General features: G+C 33.1%; 14 protein-coding genes and 1 pseudogene. 4 read left to right on the top strand and 11 right to left on the bottom strand.

The window, feature by feature from the left end:
* Window positions 1–61: 61 nt before the first annotated feature.
* The 6 genes from ACH2BV_RS09040 to ACH2BV_RS09015 form a co-directional block, all read right to left on the bottom strand.
* Window positions 62–2,200, bottom strand: a complete 2,139-nt coding sequence (locus ACH2BV_RS09040) for a glycoside hydrolase family 3 N-terminal domain-containing protein (RefSeq protein ID WP_395050400.1) — start codon at window positions 2,198–2,200, stop codon at window positions 62–64.
* A 256-nt stretch (window positions 2,201–2,456) separates the two neighbouring features.
* Window positions 2,457–2,939, bottom strand: a complete 483-nt coding sequence (locus ACH2BV_RS09035) for an ABC transporter ATPase (protein WP_395050399.1) — start codon at window positions 2,937–2,939, stop codon at window positions 2,457–2,459.
* Between the two features lie 67 nt (window positions 2,940–3,006).
* Window positions 3,007–3,798 (bottom strand): (Fe-S)-binding protein, encoded by a 792-nt coding sequence (locus ACH2BV_RS09030; RefSeq protein ID WP_395050398.1) that lies wholly within the window; start codon window positions 3,796–3,798, stop codon window positions 3,007–3,009.
* A 156-nt stretch (window positions 3,799–3,954) separates the two neighbouring features.
* Complete coding sequence (locus tag ACH2BV_RS09025) at window positions 3,955–5,286, bottom strand: 4Fe-4S dicluster domain-containing protein (protein WP_395050397.1); 1,332 nt, start codon at window positions 5,284–5,286, stop codon at window positions 3,955–3,957.
* A 5-nt stretch (window positions 5,287–5,291) separates the two neighbouring features.
* Complete coding sequence (locus ACH2BV_RS09020) at window positions 5,292–6,257, bottom strand: MlaD family protein (RefSeq protein WP_395050396.1); 966 nt, start codon at window positions 6,255–6,257, stop codon at window positions 5,292–5,294.
* 56 nt (window positions 6,258–6,313) lie between these two features.
* Window positions 6,314–7,480: an N-acetylmuramoyl-L-alanine amidase gene (locus ACH2BV_RS09015; RefSeq protein ID WP_395050395.1), complete on the bottom strand. Its 1,167-nt coding sequence runs from the start codon at window positions 7,478–7,480 to the stop codon at window positions 6,314–6,316.
* Window positions 7,481–7,562: 82 nt separating this feature from the next.
* On the opposite strand from ACH2BV_RS09015, the gene ACH2BV_RS09010 reads away from it, so the two are divergent.
* Together ACH2BV_RS09010 and ACH2BV_RS09005 are read left to right on the top strand one after the other, a co-directional pair.
* Entirely contained in the window at window positions 7,563–10,301 is a 2,739-nt protein-coding gene (locus ACH2BV_RS09010; protein WP_395050394.1) for a putative LPS assembly protein LptD, read from the top strand.
* 48 nt (window positions 10,302–10,349) lie between these two features.
* Window positions 10,350–10,730 carry a RidA family protein gene (locus tag ACH2BV_RS09005; RefSeq protein WP_395050393.1) on the top strand — a complete coding sequence of 127 codons (381 nt, stop codon included), beginning with the start codon at window positions 10,350–10,352 and terminating at the stop codon, window positions 10,728–10,730.
* On the opposite strand, the pseudogene ACH2BV_RS09000 reads toward ACH2BV_RS09005, so the two are convergent.
* The 5 genes and pseudogenes from ACH2BV_RS09000 to ACH2BV_RS08980 all read right to left on the bottom strand — a co-directional run bounded on the left by ACH2BV_RS09000 (window position 10,711) and on the right by ACH2BV_RS08980 (window position 18,843).
* Window positions 10,711–11,091, bottom strand: a pseudogene (locus ACH2BV_RS09000) (methylglyoxal synthase). The gene ACH2BV_RS09005 and the pseudogene ACH2BV_RS09000 overlap by 20 nt on opposite strands.
* 56 nt (window positions 11,092–11,147) lie before the next feature.
* A complete protein-coding gene (locus ACH2BV_RS08995; protein WP_395050392.1) occupies window positions 11,148–11,999 on the bottom strand; it encodes an N-acetylglucosamine kinase in 852 nt (283 codons plus the stop codon).
* A 137-nt stretch (window positions 12,000–12,136) separates the two neighbouring features.
* Window positions 12,137–13,141: a type I glyceraldehyde-3-phosphate dehydrogenase gene (gap, locus tag ACH2BV_RS08990; protein ID WP_395050391.1), complete on the bottom strand. Its 1,005-nt coding sequence runs from the start codon at window positions 13,139–13,141 to the stop codon at window positions 12,137–12,139.
* A gap of 91 nt (window positions 13,142–13,232) precedes the next feature.
* Complete coding sequence (pfkA, locus tag ACH2BV_RS08985; RefSeq protein ID WP_395050390.1) at window positions 13,233–14,219, bottom strand: 6-phosphofructokinase; 987 nt, start codon at window positions 14,217–14,219, stop codon at window positions 13,233–13,235.
* A gap of 226 nt (window positions 14,220–14,445) precedes the next feature.
* Window positions 14,446–18,843 (bottom strand): translocation/assembly module TamB domain-containing protein, encoded by a 4,398-nt coding sequence (locus ACH2BV_RS08980; RefSeq protein WP_395050389.1) that lies wholly within the window; start codon window positions 18,841–18,843, stop codon window positions 14,446–14,448.
* Between the two features lie 234 nt (window positions 18,844–19,077).
* On the opposite strand from ACH2BV_RS08980, the gene tsaD reads away from it, so the two are divergent.
* Window positions 19,078–20,100: a tRNA (adenosine(37)-N6)-threonylcarbamoyltransferase complex transferase subunit TsaD gene (tsaD, locus tag ACH2BV_RS08975; RefSeq protein ID WP_395050388.1), complete on the top strand. Its 1,023-nt coding sequence runs from the start codon at window positions 19,078–19,080 to the stop codon at window positions 20,098–20,100.
* A 3-nt stretch (window positions 20,101–20,103) separates the two neighbouring features.
* A partial coding sequence (locus tag ACH2BV_RS08970; protein WP_395050387.1) for an RsmE family RNA methyltransferase occupies window positions 20,104–20,472 on the top strand: 369 nt, incomplete at its 3' end.

Below are 20,472 nucleotides of genomic sequence, written 5' to 3'. Positions count from 1 at the left end.
ACAGCATTAACTTTGGTGCAATTCATCAATAAATTTATTTTTGAAAGACCAATAAACAATATTAAAACACAAATAATTTAATTGCACCCAACGGGTTATCTACTATAACTTTCATAATAGTATCGTGATAATCATTTCTCACAAACATACTGTCTGCAACTTGCTTTGAAAATAATTCGTTTGGAGTTTTTCTATAATATTTTTCCAAAGGTTTTCCTGAACTGTCAAGTGTTTTTTTATAAAAAGGAATATAAGGCTGTAATTGAGCATTATGCAATAATAAATCTTTAAAATTGATGTTGGACTTATTAGAATTTTTAAATATAGGAACCATATTTCCCAAGTTTGTTTCTAAAGTAACATTCCCTTTATCGTATTGCTGCATTACATTAGGTAAAGTAGCAATTATTTTTGTTAAGGACGCAACATCATACAAATCAGTAGTAGAAACCATTTTTACTTTGTCATAAGTTTGATATCCAAAAGATTTTTGATAAACAACTTTCCCTTTCCTTGCCACAAGTACAACAATTCCCGGTGCGATTTTGTCCTCAATTGCTTTGTTTGCTATTTTTTCAATTTCTAAAAGTTTAACTGGATTCATATCCACGTTTTCAGGAGAAGTCAAACCCAAACGATTCAGTTTTTCGGTCGGTAAACCATCATTTACCTTGAAGTTTGTGTTAATTGAAACCGGTAATCTTCCTTTGGCTTCAATGGCTCCAAAAATAAGTTCAGCCGAAACAATCTGGGCAATGTCTGAATTTTGATAGGAAATCACCAATCCTTCTATATTCTCAAAATTTGTAATTGGCAACAGCGAATAGGGTTCAGCAAAAACATCTAAAATCACTTTGTTGTTTTTGGTAATTTGCTGTAACCAAAACAATTCAGTTTCGGTGAAGTCATGATTTTTCCACGCTTTATCCGATTTGTGAAAACCAACAATAACGGTATTGAATTCTTTTAATTTTAGATTTATACTGTCGATACTTTGACTGGAAACTTCGGTAATTTCGGTATATTTTTTTAGTGTAGAAACAAAGGAACTATTCTCATCATCGCCTAGTTTTACATAGGCGATTTTGTTGTTTTTTAAGTTTTGTATTGGAAGGATATTTTCTTTGTTCTGCAAAACGGTAACAGCATTTTCAAACAATTGATATTGCAAAGCTTCATTCGAAGAAGGATTAATATCCTGATATAAATTCGCTATTTCGATAGGTTTGTATTTGTTTAAACCTGCTTTGAATTTATAATGCAATATCTTTTTAACGGAATGTGCCAAGCGCTCTTCTGTAATACTATTATTTTGATAAGCAATACGAATTTTTTCAATTGCCATAGGAGCATTTTCAGAACAAAGCAAAATATCATTTCCGGCAAGAAAAGCTAATAGGTCAATCTCTCCGGGTTTTGGTTGAATACTATCAATAGCCCTGTAAGTACTGACTCCCTTCATATTAAGTCCATCGGTAAAAATCAAGCCATCAAATTCCATTTCATTCTGAAGCAATTCTGTTACTACGCTACTGGAAATTGAGGTCGGATAATTGGGTCTTGGATCTAAACTTGGAATATTAAGATGTCCTACCATCACTGAAACCAAGCCTTCGTCAAACATTCGTTTGTAAGGATACAATTCGACTAAATCTATATGTTCCTGCGAAAGAGTAACCAGCGGTAGCGTTTTATGTGAGTCGGTCGAAGTATCGCCGTGACCGGGAAAATGTTTGGCGGTAGAAAAAACTCCTTGATTCTGAACACCATTCATCAAAGCAATCGCTCTTTCAGTCACGTTTACTTTGCTTTCGCCAAAAGATCGAAATCCGATTATTGGATTTTTAGAATTAGTATTGATATCTAAAACTGGAGCAAAGTTAAAATGAACGCCAATACGTTTGCTTTCTTTACCCATACTTTCACCTACCTTTTCAACGAGTTTCAAATCCTGAACTGCGCCAAGAGTCATATTCCAAGGATGTCGATAGGTCGAATCGAGTCGCATACTCAAACCCCATTCAGCGTCAATGCCAATGAATAAAGGCACTTTTGATTTTGATTGAAAATGATTGGTTAAATTTGCTTGTCGAACAGGTCCGCCTTGAAAGAAAATCAGACCGCCAACTTTGTTTTCTGTGATTAGTTTGTCAACAGTATTAACATGAATAGAATCTTTATTTGAATAAACCGAAGCCATAAAAAGTTGCCCAATTTTTTCTTCTAAAGATAAGTTGTTGTAAATGCTGTCAACCCAATGAATTTCATCATCAGAATCTTTGAAAAAGTTTTTCCGCTCTGATTTTTAAATAAGGAATATAAATCTCCTCATTTTCCGTAATGGGGGGTTTTTTGAAAGGTATATTGGATTTTTTTGTTGCACAATTGGTAAGCAAAAGCAACAAAAATATGAAGCATCCAATTTTGGTCAAAAAGAATTTCATTGGTTTTTTGTTTTAAAAAAAACGACTGTGCCAACTATCCATAGCCGGAACTTCCCAAGATTCATTGAATTCTTCAATATTATTAACCAAATTATTAAAAACGATAGTGTTTTCTGTCACGGCTTTTTCTTTGGCCATTTTTTTGAAATCTATTAAAGATTTGTGTGCAATATGTTCGCCGTTTTTGAAGGTAACATTCATTTTATCCAATAAATCTACATTGTATTTTTGTTCTAATTTTTGAATAAATTGCACCGAAGAGTCAATAGAACAACCTGTTGCAGCCTGCACATCCTGATTTACGGCAATAATTATAAATCGATTGTATTTCAATTGATAAGATGACTCAAGACCCACGCTGTGTGCTTCCCATTTTTCAAGAAAGGATTTCAAATCAGTTTCAATTTCGGAAAATTCGGCATCCGAAAATTTTCTGTTTGATTGGTAAATCCAGATTTTGGATTCTAAAGGTAAATTTTCAAAAGGAATAAGCATCTTAAATTATGAGTTATGAATTTTGAGTTATGAAATCAAAATTCGTTATTATTAATTTGTTATTAACTTACAAATCCTGAGCATTTGCTATTAATTCGGCGATGTCCAATACTTTTACGGTACCTTCTTTTTCTTTGTTTTTGATTCCATCAGTCATCATAGTATTGCAAAAAGGACAACCTGCGGCAATAATATCGGGTTTGGTTTCAAGAGCATCTTCGGTTCTTTCCACATTTACTTCTTTGTTGCCAGGTTCAGAGTCTTTAAACATTTGAGCTCCACCGGCACCACAACATAATCCGTTGGCACGAGAACGTTTCATTTCGACCAATTCCATATCCAATTTTTGAATTAAATCACGGGGGGCTTCATAGACATTATTCGCTCTTCCCAAATAACAAGGATCGTGAAAAGTGATACGTTTTCCTTTGAATTGTCCACCTTCGATTGTTAATCTGCCATCGTCTAGCAAGGATTTTAGGAATTCTGTATGATGGAATACTTCATATTTCCCGCCTAATTCCGGGTATTCATTTTTCAAAGTATTGAAACAGTGCGGACAAGCAGTAACGATTTTTTTTACTTCGTAGGCATTCAAAACCTCAATATTCGTCATCGCCTGCATTTGAAAAAGGAACTCGTTTCCGGCTCGTTTTGCCGGATCACCAGAACAACTTTCTTCTGTGCCAAGAACTGCAAAGGAAACATTAGCACGGTTTAGAATTCGGACAAATGCTTTTGTAATTTTTTTGGCTCTGTCATCAAAACTTCCGGAACAACCTACCCAAAACAAAACTTCAGGTTGCTTGCCTTGAGACAGCATTTCGGCCATTGTTGGTACTATTAAAACTTCTGACATATAAAAAAGTTTAAAGGTTTAAGGGTTTAAAGTTTTGAAAAACTGAAATCTGAAACCATTTTGTATTAATTATTTATTTCTTGTTTGCGTGAGGGATAAAAGCGTGAACATATAGCCCGACCCGCAGTTTTTACGGCGGGTCACGACCAAATTATTTTACTCATTTTTCCAGTTCAATCGATCTTGCTGGTTGTATTGCCAAGGTGCACCATTATTTTCGATATTGGTCATCATTGCATTTATTGGCGTAGGCGCTGCGCTTTGTTCCATCACTAAATAACGACGCATATCCATAATAATCGAAAGCGGACTAATATTTACCGGACATTCTTCGACACAAGCATTACACGATGTACAAGCCCACAATTCTTCGGGTGTGATATAATCGTTTAATAATGATTTGTTATCAGGAACGAAAACTCCTTTATTGGCATCAATATTTTTTCCCACTTCCTCTATTCTGTCTCGGGTTGCCATCATAATTTTACGTGGCGATAATTTTTTTCCTGTAATATTAGCTGGACAAGCGGAAGTACAACGACCACATTCTGTACACGTATAGGCATTCATTAATTGTACCCAATTTAAATCCTGAATATCACTTGCTCCAAATTTGCTGGGCACTGCATTTTCGTTTACTGGTGCTGCTGCATAAGGATCAGCATTTGGATCCATCATCATTTTTACCTCATTGGTAACTGATTCTAAATTATCTAGTTGCCCTTTTGGATTCAAATCAGCAAAATAAGTATTTGGAAAAGCCAACAGAATATGAAGGTGTTTTGAAAAATACAAATAGTTCATAAAAATCAAAATCCCTATAATATGTAGCCACCAGAACAATTCATTGAGAAGCATTACGAAATCACTGGAAACTCCATTAAATAAAGGTTCTATAAATTGACTTACCGGAAAACTTCCCGCTTTTATAAAATGAGAAAAACCTCCCGGAATGTTTTGCAAATGTAAATCCGAAGCGTTCATCAATAAAAATAAAGACATCAAAACGACTTCGAAATACAGGATATAATTCGCATCATTTTTTGGAAAACCAGCCAAATCTTTGTTGGCAAACCGTTTTAATCTAATAATATTTCTTCTTGTCCAAAAAGTAAAGACAGCAACCAAAACCAATAAAGCTAATATTTCGAAAGAGCCAATCAACACATCATAAGTAGTTCCTAAAGAGGAAAAAATCCTATGAGTACCAAATAATCCATCAATAATGATTTCCAGCAATTCTATATTAATGATAATAAACCCTGCGTAAACTATGATGTGAAGCACTCCTGAAACTGGTCGTTTAACCATTTTTGATTGACCGAGAGCAATTATTGCCATGTTTTTCCAACGCGCTTTAGGATTGTCTTTGCGATTTACGGCTGCTCCAAGATTTATGTTTCTAACAATTTTTTTTATATTGGTAAAGAAATAACCAAAACCTAAAACCAGCAGTATTGCAAATAAAATATTGTCTAAATAGCTCATAATTGCTAGTTTTTAACTTTTGAAACTGTATCGTTAACTGGTGCAACGTAAGGCTTGTTTTTCTTTCCAAAAACAGAGACGTTTACATATCGAGTTGGATGAAACCTTATATCTTCTAATAATAATTCTAATTCTTTTGAAGTTTTCTCTAAATTATTATATAAGTCTTCGTCGTTTATCAATTTGCCCATTGTGCCTTTGCCAGCCTGTATTCCAGCCATTATTTTATCAACATTTTCCAATGTTTTTTGTAGATTTTTAGCTGTTTTTCCTAAATCGGCTTTGTTTAAAGAATCCGATATTTTAGAAAAATCACTTGAAACTTTGTCCAGGTTGGTTACAACTCCTTTTATTCCGACTTTATTATCGTCTAAAATTGTATTTATACTCGAAGAAGCTTTGTGAAATTGCTCCATAGTTTTACTCAATTCAGACAAGCTAACTTTCAAATCTTGTTGCCCTTTATTATCTAAAACATTGTTTATTCCTGTCAATAGATTGTCGGCATTCTTCATTAGCATCTCAAATTTTACCTGAAGCGGAAGCAGTTGCTTTTTCAAGGCTTCGGTTAAATCTAATTCAGCATTTCCTAATAAAACCTGACCATCGGCAGATACCGATTTATCCTCAAGATTAGGGAGAATCGCAATTTGTTTTCCATCTATAAAACCCGGCTTATAAATAAGAGCTGTACTGGTTTTAGAAATAGGAAAATCAGTTTTAAGTTGCAATTGAACCAAGAGTTTTCCTGTTTCTTTGTTCAAGGAAATCTTAGTTACTTTTCCCACTATCAAACCATTAATAGTAACTGATGCTGAAGGAGATAAACCTTCAACATTGTCATATTCTACATAAAATGTTTTGTATTTATCTAAAAGGTCTTTACCTTTTACATAGCTGTAACCCCAAATAAAAAGTAAAATAGTCGAAATGACTAGTATGGCGGTTTTAATTTCTCGTGTTAATTTCAAAATTCAAGTATATTTTTACAAATTTAATATAAAATAATTAAACTTGCAGTTAATAATTATTTGATTGCGTCTTGCACACTAATCTTTTCTCCGTTTTTAAATGCAATTAAATAGGCAGAATCATACCCTTTAGCTTTTGCTTCCTGCAACAGCTTTTTAGCATCATTATAATCAGCAGTTTCTCCATACATATATTTGTATAAATTAGTTCCCGATTCTATTGAAATATCTTTCAATCCTTTAAAGTTACTTGGTGTCAATTCTATTTTTTTTGTACTTGCTGAAAGTTGCACTTTAAATATAATACCAGTTGTATCATTATTATTTACAGCCTTTTTTGAAGGTGTAACCTCTAAGTTCGGTTTTGGTTTAGCTGGTGTTGAAGTATCTTTTACCGGTTTTTCAATTATTTTTTGAGAAGGTCTTTCGGCTTCACTATCGTTGCCTTCACTTCCAAAGTATTCGTTTTTGTAGCTTACAATTGCATTTGCAATGGCTCTGGCAATTTCGTTTTGACCTTCTTCTGAGTCTAATTCATCACCTTCTTTTGGATTAGAAATAAATCCGGTTTCTATTAAAACTCTTGGCATATAAGCTTTGTGCAACACCATAAAAGGCGCTTGTTTCACTCCACCGTGTCTGATTTTTTTACCTAAAGCAGCAAATCCATCTTCAACTTTGCTTGCCAATGAAATACTATTATCCAAATATTCTTCCGCCATCAAGGTCATTCCAATCATAGTTTCAGGTGAATTAGGATCAAAACCTTCGTATTTTTGTTTATAATCCTTTTCCAAAGTAATTACTGAGTTCTCCTTTTTAGCCGCTTCAAGATTCGAAGCCACTTTACTCATCCCCATTACATAGGTTTCAGTTCCCTCGCCTACAGGATTTTTATTGGCATTGCAGTGAATGGAAACAAAAATATTGGCATCGGCCCGATTAGCAATATTAGCTCGTTCAATTAAATCAATAAAAACATCTGTCTTACGAGTGTAAATCACATCAATTTTTGGGTTCTGTTCTAATAACCTTCCTACTTTAAGTACTAGAGCTAAATTTATATTTTTTTCGACGTGGCCATTATAAGTTGCTCCAAAATCGTGATCACCATGACCTGCGTCTAAGGTTACCTTGAAAACATTGGATTGGCCATAAGTAAGAAATGAAACTAACGTTAAGAATAAAGCAAATTGTAGTTTGATTCTATTTATTATATACATAAATCTAAAAGTTAATTTAATTAAAACACTAAGGTTATAAATTTAATAATTGATTATTTTTGACAAAAATTTATATGTAAGTTTGACACGTCAAAAAACAAGCCATATTTCTACAAAAATAGCATTAAAACCTTTGAATACAAACTTATTTAATATCGTTTTATTATCAATTTTCCTAACAATAGGATCTTGCAAAATATATTCACAAGATATATCGAAAAAAACGACCGTAATATCCCCAAAAAAACAAAAAGAAAGCCCCGGTTCTATTCCTGAAAATACAAATAAATCAGCTGCAAAAAAAGAAAATGACACTATTAAAAAAGATAGTATAAAAGTAAAGGTGTTTCTTGATGGTAAAGTAAAATACAAATCTGTAGATTATGCCCGAATTGACCAAAAGAAAAAGCTTATTACACTATATGATAAAGCAGAACTCTATTATCAGGACATCGAGTTAAAATCGGGAATTATTGTAATGGACTATGAAAAAAATGAAGTTTATGCCGGTCGTATCAAAGATTCTACGGGTGCGTATACTCAATATCCCAATTTCAAACAGGGTGCAAATGTCATAGAACCTGACTCCATTCGCTTTAATTTAAAGACAAAAAAAGCTTTAATTTGGAATTCGAGAACGGAGCAGGGAGAATTCAAAGTAAAAGCTTCCATCACAAAAAAAGAAAATGATTCCGTTTATTTCTTAAAAGGAGCACGATTCACCACTTCAAAAGATGTAGATAATCCGGAATATTACATCCAAACCAATAAAGTAAAATTCATTCCTGGTAAGAAAGTGGTAGCTGGTTTGAGCAATATGGTAATAGCAAATGTACCTACGCCAATAGCATTACCTTTTGCTTTTTTCCCAATGAGTAAAGAAACAAGTGTTTCAGGACTATTATTACCCACTTACAACGATTCAAACACAAGAGGATTTTCTTTGCAAAATGGTGGTTATTATTTTGCGCTTAGTGACAATTATGATTTAACGGTTTTAGGAGATTATTATACGAATGGAAGTTATGCCATGCGTTTTGAATCCAGTTATGCAAAAAGATACAAATACAGAGGAAATTTCAATGTTCGATTTGAAAATTTAATTAATAGTGAAAGAGGTTATCCAGACTATTTAAAACAAAAAATTTATAACATTCAATGGTCCCATTCGAAAGATTCTAAAGGAAGCCCCAATTCAAGTTTTTCTGCTTCGGTAAATATGGGTAGTAGCAAATATTATAAGCAATCGATCAATCAGGCCAATGTAGGATCAAATTTAAATAACACATTAAGTTCCTCTGTTTCTTATAGTAAAACTTTTAATGGCACGGTTGGGTCTAGGTTAGCTTTGTCAGCAACACATTCTCAAAACACCCAAACTTCAGAAATCAATATGACATTGCCTGATTTGCAATATAGTATAGATCGTCTTTATCCTTTTGTAGGCAAAGATGGAGTTAAAAAAGGCTTTTTCAAGAACATCAACTTACAGTATAATTTAAGTGGGAGAAACAATTTTGTTACCACAGATTCTTTGTTCTTTAAGCCTGAAATGTTTAATGATGCTAAATTAGGCGTTCAACATAGCATCCCTTTGAGTACCAATTTTAAACTTTTTAAATATTTTAGCGCCTCAACATCTTTAAATTATAATGAAGTTTGGTATATAAAAACTATTCAAAGAGGATATGATACAGATCAAAGTAAGGTTGTAGATCAGACAATTAATGGTTTTGATGCCTTTAGAACCTATAATTTTTCAAGCAGTTTAGGAACCACCATTTATGGAACATTTAATTTTAATCCCGATAAAAAGATAAAATCCATCAGACACGTAATGCGCCCCTCGGTTTCTTATGGCTACACTCCTAGTTTCGAAAAATATTACGATACCTATGCTACCGATGCTTCGGGCAAAATGACGGATACTTACACCCGATTTGAAGGTGGTATTTTTTCACCTCCACAAAAAACTAATTCAAATATGCTTACTTTTGATTTGAGTAATACTTTCGAAGCAAAAGTTACAGACAAAGACAGCACAAAAGTTGAAGCAAAAAAAGTTATGCTTCTTAACAATTTGAATATTTCTACTAGCTATAACTTAGATGCTGATGGAGTCACTTCTCTTGCTTGGGCACCAGTAAGAGTGAGCGGAGGAACACAACTGTTTAATGATAAAATGAATGTCAATTTCGGGACAACTTTAGATCCGTATGCTATCGATAATTCAGGCAAACCTATTAATGTTTTTAACATAAACAATGGCGGAAGTTTGTTTAGAATGACAAGTGCAAATATGACTTTGAACTACTCTATTTCCAGCAAGGATATGGAGGCTCAAAAGAAAGATAAAAACAAACAAAGTCAAAGAAACGGTGGTCGTGATGATGATTTATTTGGAAGAAACACTATTGATGCCACAAGAGGAAAAAGCCAATTTGATGAGGAAGAAGACACCGGAGAAGATAAAATTTCTGAGTTTTTTGCTTCAAAATTGCCTTGGGATATGACATTTGCCTATTCTCTTACTTATGGAAACAACAATCGAGAGAGTAAAATTACCGGGAATTCCATAATGATTTCTGCCAATGCAGATTTGACTCCAAAATGGAAAGCTGGAGTCTCTACGGGTTATGATTTTGTCCAAAATGGTGTAACCTATACCCAACTTCGTTTTGAAAGAGATTTGTTGAGCTGGAGAATGGATTTCAATTGGCAACCATTTGGAAACCAAGCAAACTGGAGTTTCTTTATCGGGATAAAATCTGGTGTGTTAAGCGATATAAAGTATGACAAAAGAAGTGCCAGCAATAGATAAATAGATTCAGATAATATTCAAAACTTTAGAAATATTAAATTCGTATTTATGAAAAAAATAATTTTTACCGAAAAATCACCAGCTCCAATCGGACCTTACAATCAGGCTGTTCTTAAAGGAAATACGCTGTATACTTCAGGTCAAATTGCAATTAATCCTGCAACCGGAGAGCTAGTAAATTCAAGCATTGAAGCAGAAACCAAACAAGTTATGGAAAATATGAAGGCCGTTCTCGAAGCAGCCGGAATGACATTTGAAAATGTGGTGAAATCAACTATATTCATTATGAATATGAATGATTTTGGAAGTATAAACACAGTTTACGGTTCATATTTCAACGAAAAAACCGCTCCAGCTCGTGAAACGGTTCAAGTGGCTTGCTTGCCAAAAAATTTGAATATCGAAATTTCTATGATTGCTGTTCTATAGCAATTGCATTCAAAAACAATTGTGCCGAAGCCTCATTTGTTGCCAATGGCACATTGTGGACATCACAAACACGTACTAACATATTCACATCGGATTCGTGTGCGTGACTGGATAAAGGGTCTTTAAAAAACAATACCATTTTGGTTTTGCCTTCGGCAACTCTGCCCGCAATTTGCGCATCACCTCCCTGAGGACCAGAAAGCATCTTTTTTACTTTTAAACCAACACTTTCAGCTTTTGCTCCTGTTGTTCCGGTGGCAATAAGTTTGATATTTTAGCTCATTAAAACAACCTTATTTTTGTTCAAAAACTGAACCATATCGGCTTTTTTTCCATCGTGAGCAATAATTGCAATTTCCATTTTATTTGGTTAAAAAGTTTATAAAAAAACCTGACATTTGAGGTCAGGTTTCTATTTTATTTATTTTTAATGTGATAAGCAATGAGCCCGTCAATAGGTCTTCTTAAGACATTTCCTAATTTCATTTCGTATTTATCAAAGATTATCTGCAATTCATCCTTTAAGTAGAAAGCAATTGATCCTACAAAATGTACAGGAACTTCTTTGCAGTTATCATATTGTCTTATGTAGTTTTTTACAAAAGATTTCATTCCTTTGAAAATGATTTTTTTACAAAATTCATGATCCTTATTTTGTATTAGAAACTTGGCAAAAGTGGCTAAATACGCATTAGGATTTGCTTCTTTATATAATTTATTTTTAATGAAATCTGGATCTAAATTGTACTCTTTTTCGAATTCGACAGCCAATTCTTTTGGCATCTTATTGAAATAGTATTTTCGGATTAATTCTTTTCCAAAAACATTTCCACTGCAATCATCCATTACTATATATCCCAAAGATTGCACTTTTTGATGCAAAACTTTACCATCAAAAAAGCTACAGTTTGAACCTGTTCCAAGAATACTTACGATAGCTTCTTCCCCTTTTGGAGTTGTTGCATAAACGGCAGCATAAGTATCTTCGTGAACCGCAATAATTGCATTAGAAAAATACTCTTGAAAAATTCGAGAAAGGGAAATTTTCATGTTGTCGGTACCGCAACCTGCACCATAAAAGAAAAGGTGAGTAGCCTTGTCCTTATTTTGAAGAATATCAAAACGATCGTTTATTCGTTCAATAATTTCCTCTCCATCAAGTATTTCGGGATTTAACCCTAATGTTTGAGTGGTGAACAATACTTTTCCATCCTCGTCTATGGCAATCCAATCGGCTTTAGTAGAGCCACTATCAACTAATAATCTCATCTTTAATTTAAATTTAGATTTTAGATTTTAGTCACGATAGCTACCGGGATTAAAAGCTAAAAAATGGTTGTTGTTTGGTTTGGTAAAAAAAATCCCGTAAGAATAAGTCTAACGGGATTTCATGTAAATATATGTAATTATTTTAAACCTGAGATGTGTACAGACAAATCAATTAGTTTGCTTGAATATCCGTATTCATTATCATACCAAGATACCAATTTGAAAAAAGTTGAATTTAAACCAATTCCTGCAGTTGAATCAATGATTGAAGTTCTTTTATCAGAAATAAAATCCTGAGAAACAACAGCATCTTCAGTGAATCCCATAATCCCTTTCATAGTAGTTTCAGAAGCTAATTTTAAAGCAGCCATAATTTCTTCATAAGAAGTTTCTTTGGCAACTTTAACAGTTAAATCTACTACAGAAACGTCAACAGTAGGAACTCGGAAAGACATACCAGTTAATTTTCCATTCAATTCAGGAATAACTTTTCCAACAGCTTTTGCTGCTCCAGTTGATGAAGGAATGATGTTAACACTTGCTGCACGTCCGCCTCTCCAGTCTTTTCTAGAAGGACCATCAGCTGTCATTTGAGTTGAAGTTGTTGCGTGAACAGTTGTCATCAAAGCTTCAACAATTCCAAAATTATCGTGAATAACTTTAGCTAAAGGAGCTAAACAGTTAGTTGTACAAGAAGCGTTAGAAACGACAAGATCTGAAGCTTTAGCAGTTTCGTGGTTTACTCCCATCACAAACATTGGAGCATCTGCAGATGGAGCAGAGATAATTACTTTTTTTGCACCACCTTTAATGTGCTCACTTGCAGTTTCGATAGTTGTGAAGATACCTGTACATTCAGCCACTACATCAACATCAAGTTCGTTCCATTTTAAATCTGCAGGATTTCTTTCGGCAGTAATTCGGATGTTTCTTCCGTTTACAAAAAGTTTACCTTCTTTTACTTCTACAGTTCCATTAAAACGACCGTGAACTGAATCATATTTTAATAAGTAAGCCAAGTGATCTACATCTAATAAATCGTTGATTGCTACTACTTCTACATTGTCTCTATTGAAAGATTCTCTAAAAACGATTCTTCCAATTCTTCCAAATCCGTTTATTCCTAATTTTACTTTTGACATTTTCTTGTTTGCTTTTGGCTTAAAGCTAATGCTTCAAGCTGATTATAATTATTATTTATTTTATTTGTTTTTATTTGGCGAAAGCCTGATTCTATACAGACATAATTTCAGAAACACGAAGCAATTCTCTATCAATTTCTGTTTTTCCTTTGATTGCTTGTAACAATGGCGTAAGAGCTACTTTATCATTAAGCATTCCTACCATAAAATTTGATTTTCCTTCCAATAATGATTCAACAGCTTTTACACCCAATCTACTGGCAAGAACTCTATCATAACAAGATGGCGCACCACCACGCTGCATATGTCCCAAAACCGAAACACGAACTTCATATTCAGGTAAATTAGCTTCAACGTAATCTTTTAATTCGAAAACATTTTTACCAATTTTATCACCTTCAGCAATAACCACAATACTGGACGATTTTCCTGCAGCTTTGCTCTTTCGAAGTGATTCTACTAATCTTTCTAGCCCTAAATCTTCTTCTGGAATTAAAATTTCTTCTGCTCCAGCTCCAATTCCGGCATTCAAAGCAATATGACCCGCATCACGACCCATAACTTCAACGAAAAATAATCTATTGTGTGAACTCGCCGTATCACGGATTTTATCGATACATTCTACAACTGTATTCAAAGCTGTATCGTAACCTAAAGTATGACTCGTTCCAAAAATATCGTTGTCAATCGTACCCGGAATTCCCATTACAGGAAATTTGAATTCTTTATTGAATATTTCTGCTCCAGTAAAACTTCCGTCTCCACCGATAACCACAAAAGCGTCTATTTCAGCTTTTATTAGTTCTTCGTATGCTTTTTTACGACCTTCAACAGTCATAAACTCTTTTGAACGAGCTGATTTAAGTACAGTTCCACCTTTATTGACAATGTTATGTACACTTCTTGGGCCCATTTCTTTGAAGTCACCTTCAATCATTCCTTGATAGCCTCTATATATTCCGACGCATTGTATGTTATGAAAAGAACAAGTTCTAACTACTGATCTAATTGCTGCATTCATTCCTGGTGAATCTCCGCCTGAAGTAAGAACTGCAACCTTTTTTATTGTTTTTGGCATTATTTAAGTATTAAAAGTGTAAAATTAGCAAACATCCACCACTTTTGAGGCCGTGTTATTAATAAATTAATAAAGTGGGGTAAATTCAAACGTTTTCGTTAATAAGTTTATTATAAATGAGAAAACTTGTTATTAATTAACAAATAAACGATTAAAATAATTAAGAAATTGATTTTACTATTCAGAATATAAATAGTATAACGTTGAAGACAATCCTATTAGCAGGTTAATCTTCTTCAGGGGCTTTGCCTTCTCGATTTTGTTTTAGCTCTTTTGAATTTGATTTTGAAGAGTTTCGATCTTCAGGAGGCAGATTTGAATCCTGATCAATTAAAATAGAATCAGGGGCTTTTTCTATTTTTATATTTTTAAATATTTTATTAGCCAATTCTTTGAATGTATCAAAATCAACTTCATAAGAAATACCGGCTCCTTGTGTATAGCCTATACCTTCTCCTATATAGCTAATGTCATTTTCTCTATTAAAAAAGCGCAGGTTTACAGTCCCATCCTCATTAACTCTGTATAAAATCTCTACATCTCCAACGACTGCTGTTTCATTAATGCCTCCAAAAGGAACTCCAACTTTTCCGTTGATGGTAGTTCTTTCATTTATTTTTGACGAAACGGTAGCCACAAATCTTCCGTCGGATTCTTTTCCACTTGTTTTATCAGCACCAATAATATCAATACCAACTTGGAATTTTTCGTCTTCTGAATGGATAAGACCACTCAATAAACCTGTGGCCGTTTCAAATGCATTTGAAGTTAAAGCAGAATTATTCACTCCTTCGGCACTTAAAAAACTTCCAGTTGACAATAAATACAAAGCCTGCGTTTGGCGAACATCTTTATCATTGAGTTTGTATTCAATTTCTGATTTTAAGACGTTGCTAACCGTTGGGAACTCAAAATTAAAGTCTGGTTCCGGGCTTGTTAAATCCCCTCGAAGTCCTATAACTACATTGACTGGTACTTTTTTATTAAAGGAAGAATTCTCTAATAATAAGGCTGGATTTGCACTTGTTTTGTATACGGCTTCTAAATTTAAACGCGCTTTCATTGGATTTCCTTCCCAAGAAATGTAACCACCTTTTTTAACCGAAAATTTCTTGTCGATGATGCCGCCATATTTAAAATTGTAGGTTCCTTCATAAGCCTGAAAATCTCCCCACATATTAAATTTACCCAATGTATTTATTTTAAATAGCAACGTTCCATTTCCTCTACCTTTCATTCCATGACCTGAATTTCGATCCAAAATAACTTCAACTTCTGCATTTGGTGTAATGTCAAGGTCAAATTCCAATTCAAGACCTTTGTAATTTCTTGAATTATCAACAATTCCCTTTTTAATATTAAACTTTTCTTTGGCAGTCAAAAAATGAATAAAATTATTTTCGCTTATGTTTTCAGAATCATTAATAGGGATTTTTAAAGAGGAACCTTTTTCTGATTTCGCATCAACCTTAATAAATAATCCACTAGTTAGTCCTTTAATAGAGGCGTTCCCATCAATAAATGCAGTTCCATAATAGGCAGCATCTTCCGAATCTTTTGTGTCAAGCACTAATAATCTTTTAGAACTAATAGCTAAATCTAATTTCCAATCCGAAAAATTATTATGTGAAATACTTCCGTTTAAAGTTCCTTTTGTACCAAATTTTGTATCAGTAAGCACATCATTTTTAAACAAAAACTTCTCATCTATTAAATCAACAATAGTCCGATTACTTAATGAATAATCCACATTCAAATACGGAATCGTTAATCCCGCATCATCTACATAAAGTCGTCCATTGATTTCAGGTTTTTTGAGATTTCCTGCAATACTTGCATTTCCAGAAGCAAATCCTCTAATATTTGACAGAACATCTCCGCCAAGCGAACTTAAGATTCCCAGATTAAATTTGTCGAGTTTTAATTGTAAGTCCAAAATTGTTTTATCATTAACAATTTCGAAACTTCCATTGGCACCAAAAGATTCTATGTTTTCATTTTCGAGAGAAGAGTTTACAGTAAATTTTTTAAAGGTTTCATCTCCGGCAATGTCAAAATTCAAATAACCCAATTCTGTTTTGTTAATATCTAAATGGTCAATTTGTATTGAAGCTGTAGGTTGGAAAACGGCATTATCTTGTTTATAATTTACAATGGCATTCAAATTTCCATTAATGACGAATTTTGGATCTGCTGGGGTAATTTGATTTAAATCAACATCCTTAAAACTTAATTTCAAATCCTTATATGTTTTTCCTTTAATATCGCCCATAAAGGTAATTTCCTGGTCTTTATGAGTCAGTATGATGTTATCAAAATTGAAGTTTTTGAATGATTTATCAAAAACTATTTGATTATTTGGTGTTTCCTTTTCATTCAAAAACCACAAATAATCCTTGATTTTTACCTCAGATTTATTAATTCCTACCACATTATTATTGTCTTTGTTTATGGTATGGTACAAGTTCAAATTAAAATAATCTTGCCCTTTTGAACCCCCTTTAAACTCAGATCGAAAGAACAATGTGTCTTTCATAGTAACGTTTATCAAACTAAAATCCCGAATATTATAAAAATCTGTTTTTATGCTATCTAATTCAATATAAGCATTATAAAGCGGATTCTTGTTGTCTATCTTAATTCTGATATTGTCAAAAGTATTCTTCGAAGCCGTAATTTTTGGAGAATTGAAATTGAGCTTGAATTCCTCATCATCAGAATTGATATTTCCTTTTACAATGGTGTTTGTACCAATGGTAATTTCCGGATAAAAGATTTCAATTATTTTATTATAAATAGTAAAATTGAACTTTAAAAACTGTCCTTTTTTAACTTTTTCAGGTTTGTAATTGGTATAAAGACTTCCCAGCGAATTCGTTACTAATTTTTTCAGTTGATTAAATTCGAATTTTCCAACAATTTCGCCTTCAACAATATCAGGAGAATTTACTTTAATTGTTCTCACACCGTCTTGGTCAAAACTTGAATTGATATAAAAATCATCAAAAAGATAAGTAGCTTTAGCGTTTTGATAGGTGGCTTTATTAATAAATACGTCACCTTTGAGATTGTCAATCGTATTACCCGATACTTTTACTACAACATCTCCTTTGAAAACAGAAATGGAGTCTTTTACAAATTTTAATTTATTTAAATCTGCATTTTCAACATTAATATGAAAATCGTATCTGCTGTCCTTTTTACTTAAATCTACCAGTCCATCAAAATTCATGTTTAAATTTGGGTCACTAACAGAAACCTTACCTTGATATAGACCACTTTCAAAATTTCCGTTTAAAACTACATTATTATAAGTGTAATTATTATAATCTATTTGGGTTATATCCCCTTTTAGGGAAGTATTCAAATACTTTTCAGAAAATCCTTTACCATCTACGTCAAGATTCAAACTTACTTTTCCAACGTCTTTTCTGTCTAAGAATGTACCAATATCAAAATTCTCTAAAACTACATTTCCTACATAAGCCGCCTTGTCTGTTAAATTCATATTTTTGATATTCAAATCAGAATTTACTTTTCCCAATTGAGTGGTCATAATAAAACTAGCCTCAACAGAAGTAGTAGTAACTTGAGTATTGCCAACTAAATTAATTTTGCCCAATTTTTTCAAAATAATCGGCAGCCTTTTACCTAAAACATTGGGCAATATTGTAATAAGATCATCATAACTACTAGAAAGTTTTTCAAATTTCCCATCCATATAAAATTCCTGATCCTTATTTGGAAAAAGATTTTTGAAGTTTATTGTACCAATTATCAATGACTTTTTTGAATCGATTAATTTTAAGTTTGTAATTTTTAGGTTGTTTAATGGCCCTTTAATCCTTCCATTTACATAAAAATGTTGGCTTTTACCCAATTCATTATAAAAACAGCGAATATCATTAGATGCTAATGCTGCCTTATCGAGTTTAATATCAAACTCAACTTTATCGGTAAAATGTGAAAAATCCCCTTTATCTATATCGTAATTTAAAGCAATTGCACCTTTCAACTTGGATTCCTTGGTCACCAGAATAAGATTATCTAGTTTAATATGTTTTTTGGTATAGCTAAATATACCACTTAAACTCTCTACAAAAATTCCCCGATGATCCTGAAAAGACATCTTATGAATTATAGTATTTACTTCAGGACCGTAAACTTTTAAATTACTTACGGAGGCATTTAACTTAGTAAAATCGACATCTTTTGAACCTACTCTATTTTCATCAATTAAAGTATAATGTCCGTTGGAAATTTTAGCATTTGTGGCTGTTAATAGAAAATGTCTTTTAGAAGGCGGTTTATCATTTTTGAAAGCTGAAACAAATTTATCCAGATTCGAATATTTCTCGTTTTTGTAGGTTTTCATATTAAAATACAATCCATCCAAAACGATATCGCCAAAAATTAAATCTCCATCCAATAATTTTGAACTGTCTAAAATATTGGTTTTAATTCTATTAGCATAAATTAAAGTATCTTTATGATGGTCTAAAATTATAACATTTTTAAGCTTTACACCACCAAAAACAGATACCGCCGCTTCATCAATGGCAATATGAATCCCAAAGTCCTTATTGATACTTTCTACAAAATATTGGGCAATTCTTGTTTGCACGAATGGTAAAGTAAGTGCTATTCCAAGCACCAATAATAGTAGGATAAGTACAAGAAAGGAACGAAATACTATTTTTAAAGCTTTTTTGATACTTATTTTTGTTTTAATTTTTTTCTTAACTTTTATTTTGCCTAAGGAAAGAAAGCACCTTTGATAAAAATTCTTTAATTTTGGCTTCTCCGTAAATATCCATATAACGGATTGTCAAATATAATTCAAAATTAATGCCTTTTTATGCAAAATCCCGAGGTTTTTATTCTTGCTATCGAAAGTTCTTGTGATGATACAGCCGCAGCAGTTTTAAATAACGACAAAGTATTATCAAATGTTGTTGCTAACCAACTGATTCACAATCAATATGGCGGCGTAGTTCCTGAACTTGCCTCGCGTGCCCATCAACAAAATATTGTTCCCGTAATTGATGCTGCTCTTCGGAAAGCGAATATAAGAAAAGAACAGCTATCAGCAATTGCATTTACACAAGGGCCGGGATTAATGGGCTCACTTCTTGTGGGAAGTTCGTTTGCCAAATCTTTATCATTGGCTTTACAAATTCCTTTGATTGCAGTAAATCATATGCAGGCGCATATTTTGGCCCATTTTATTGAAGATGAAGGAAAGGAAAAACCCACTTTTCCATTTCTTGCCTTGACAATTTCTGGCGGCCACACCCAAATCGTGAAAGTAAACGACTTTTTCGATATGGAAATCATTGGCGAAACCACAGATGATGCTGTGGGTGAAGCTTTTGATAAAAGTGCCAAAATACTGGGTCTTCCCTATCCTGGCGGTCCTTTGGTTGATAAATATGCAAAACTGGGAAATCCGAAAGCCTTTGCGTTTACGAAACCAAAAGTTCCAGGATTAGATTTTAGTTTTTCGGGTTTGAAAACGGCAATTTTATATTTTATCCAAAAGAAAAAAATAGAAAACCCTGATTTTGTAGACGAAAACCTAAACGACATTTGTGCTTCAATCCAACATACAATTATCGAAATTTTGATGGATAAATTGAAAATGGCCGTAAAGGAAACTGGAATCAAACAAATCGCCATTGGTGGAGGAGTTTCGGCTAATTCTGGAATTCGAAATACATTGGTCGAAGCTGAACAAAAATATGGTTGGAAGACTTTTATTCCAAAATTTGAATACACCACCGATAATGCTGCAATGATTGGAATTGTAGGTTATCAAAAGTTTTTATCAAAAAATTTCGAAACTTCTGCAGTCGTTTCAAAAGCACGAATTCAATTCTAAACTATGCAATTATTTTATAATCCAAATATTGACGAAACCACCGAAAGCTTTTCTTTTGATAAAGAAGAAAGCAAGCATATTATTAAAGTATTGCGTAAAAAAGACACTGATATTTTATTCGTAACCAATGGTGTAGGTTTGTTATTCAAAACTGAGATTACGCTGGCATCGGACAATAAATGCACCGTTAAAATTCTCTCTTTCGAAAAGGCAGAACCTTCAAAATTTCACTTACATTTGGCTGTTGCACCAACAAAAATGAATGATCGTTTTGAATGGTTTTTAGAAAAAGCAACCGAAATTGGAATTCACGAAATCACACCAATTATTTGTGACCGTTCCGAACGAAAAGTGATAAATAATGATCGATTT

Source organism: Flavobacterium sp., from assembly GCF_043780635.1.
Classification (GTDB): domain Bacteria; phylum Bacteroidota; class Bacteroidia; order Flavobacteriales; family Flavobacteriaceae; genus Flavobacterium.
This window is presented reverse-complemented; position numbering and strand designations above follow the sequence as displayed.

Bases quoted from the DNA above. Each gene is read 5' to 3' on its own strand.
- ACH2BV_RS08995 (WP_395050392.1), bottom strand. From the start codon at position 11,999: ATGAGATTATTAGTTGATAGTGGCTCTACTAAAGCCGATTGGATTGCC.
- ACH2BV_RS09005 (WP_395050393.1), top strand. From the start codon at position 10,350: ATGAAAAAAATAATTTTTACCGAAAAATCACCAGCTCCAATCGGACCT.
- pfkA (WP_395050390.1), bottom strand. From the start codon at position 14,219: ATGCCAAAAACAATAAAAAAGGTTGCAGTTCTTACTTCAGGCGGAGAT.
- ACH2BV_RS09030 (WP_395050398.1), bottom strand. From the start codon at position 3,798: ATGTCAGAAGTTTTAATAGTACCAACAATGGCCGAAATGCTGTCTCAA.
- ACH2BV_RS09015 (WP_395050395.1), bottom strand. From the start codon at position 7,480: ATGTATATAATAAATAGAATCAAACTACAATTTGCTTTATTCTTAACG.
- gap (WP_395050391.1), bottom strand. From the start codon at position 13,141: ATGTCAAAAGTAAAATTAGGAATAAACGGATTTGGAAGAATTGGAAGA.
- ACH2BV_RS09035 (WP_395050399.1), bottom strand. From the start codon at position 2,939: ATGCTTATTCCTTTTGAAAATTTACCTTTAGAATCCAAAATCTGGATT.
- ACH2BV_RS09025 (WP_395050397.1), bottom strand. From the start codon at position 5,286: ATGAGCTATTTAGACAATATTTTATTTGCAATACTGCTGGTTTTAGGT.
- ACH2BV_RS09040 (WP_395050400.1), bottom strand. From the start codon at position 2,200: ATGGCTTCGGTTTATTCAAATAAAGATTCTATTCATGTTAATACTGTT.
- tsaD (WP_395050388.1), top strand. From the start codon at position 19,078: ATGCAAAATCCCGAGGTTTTTATTCTTGCTATCGAAAGTTCTTGTGAT.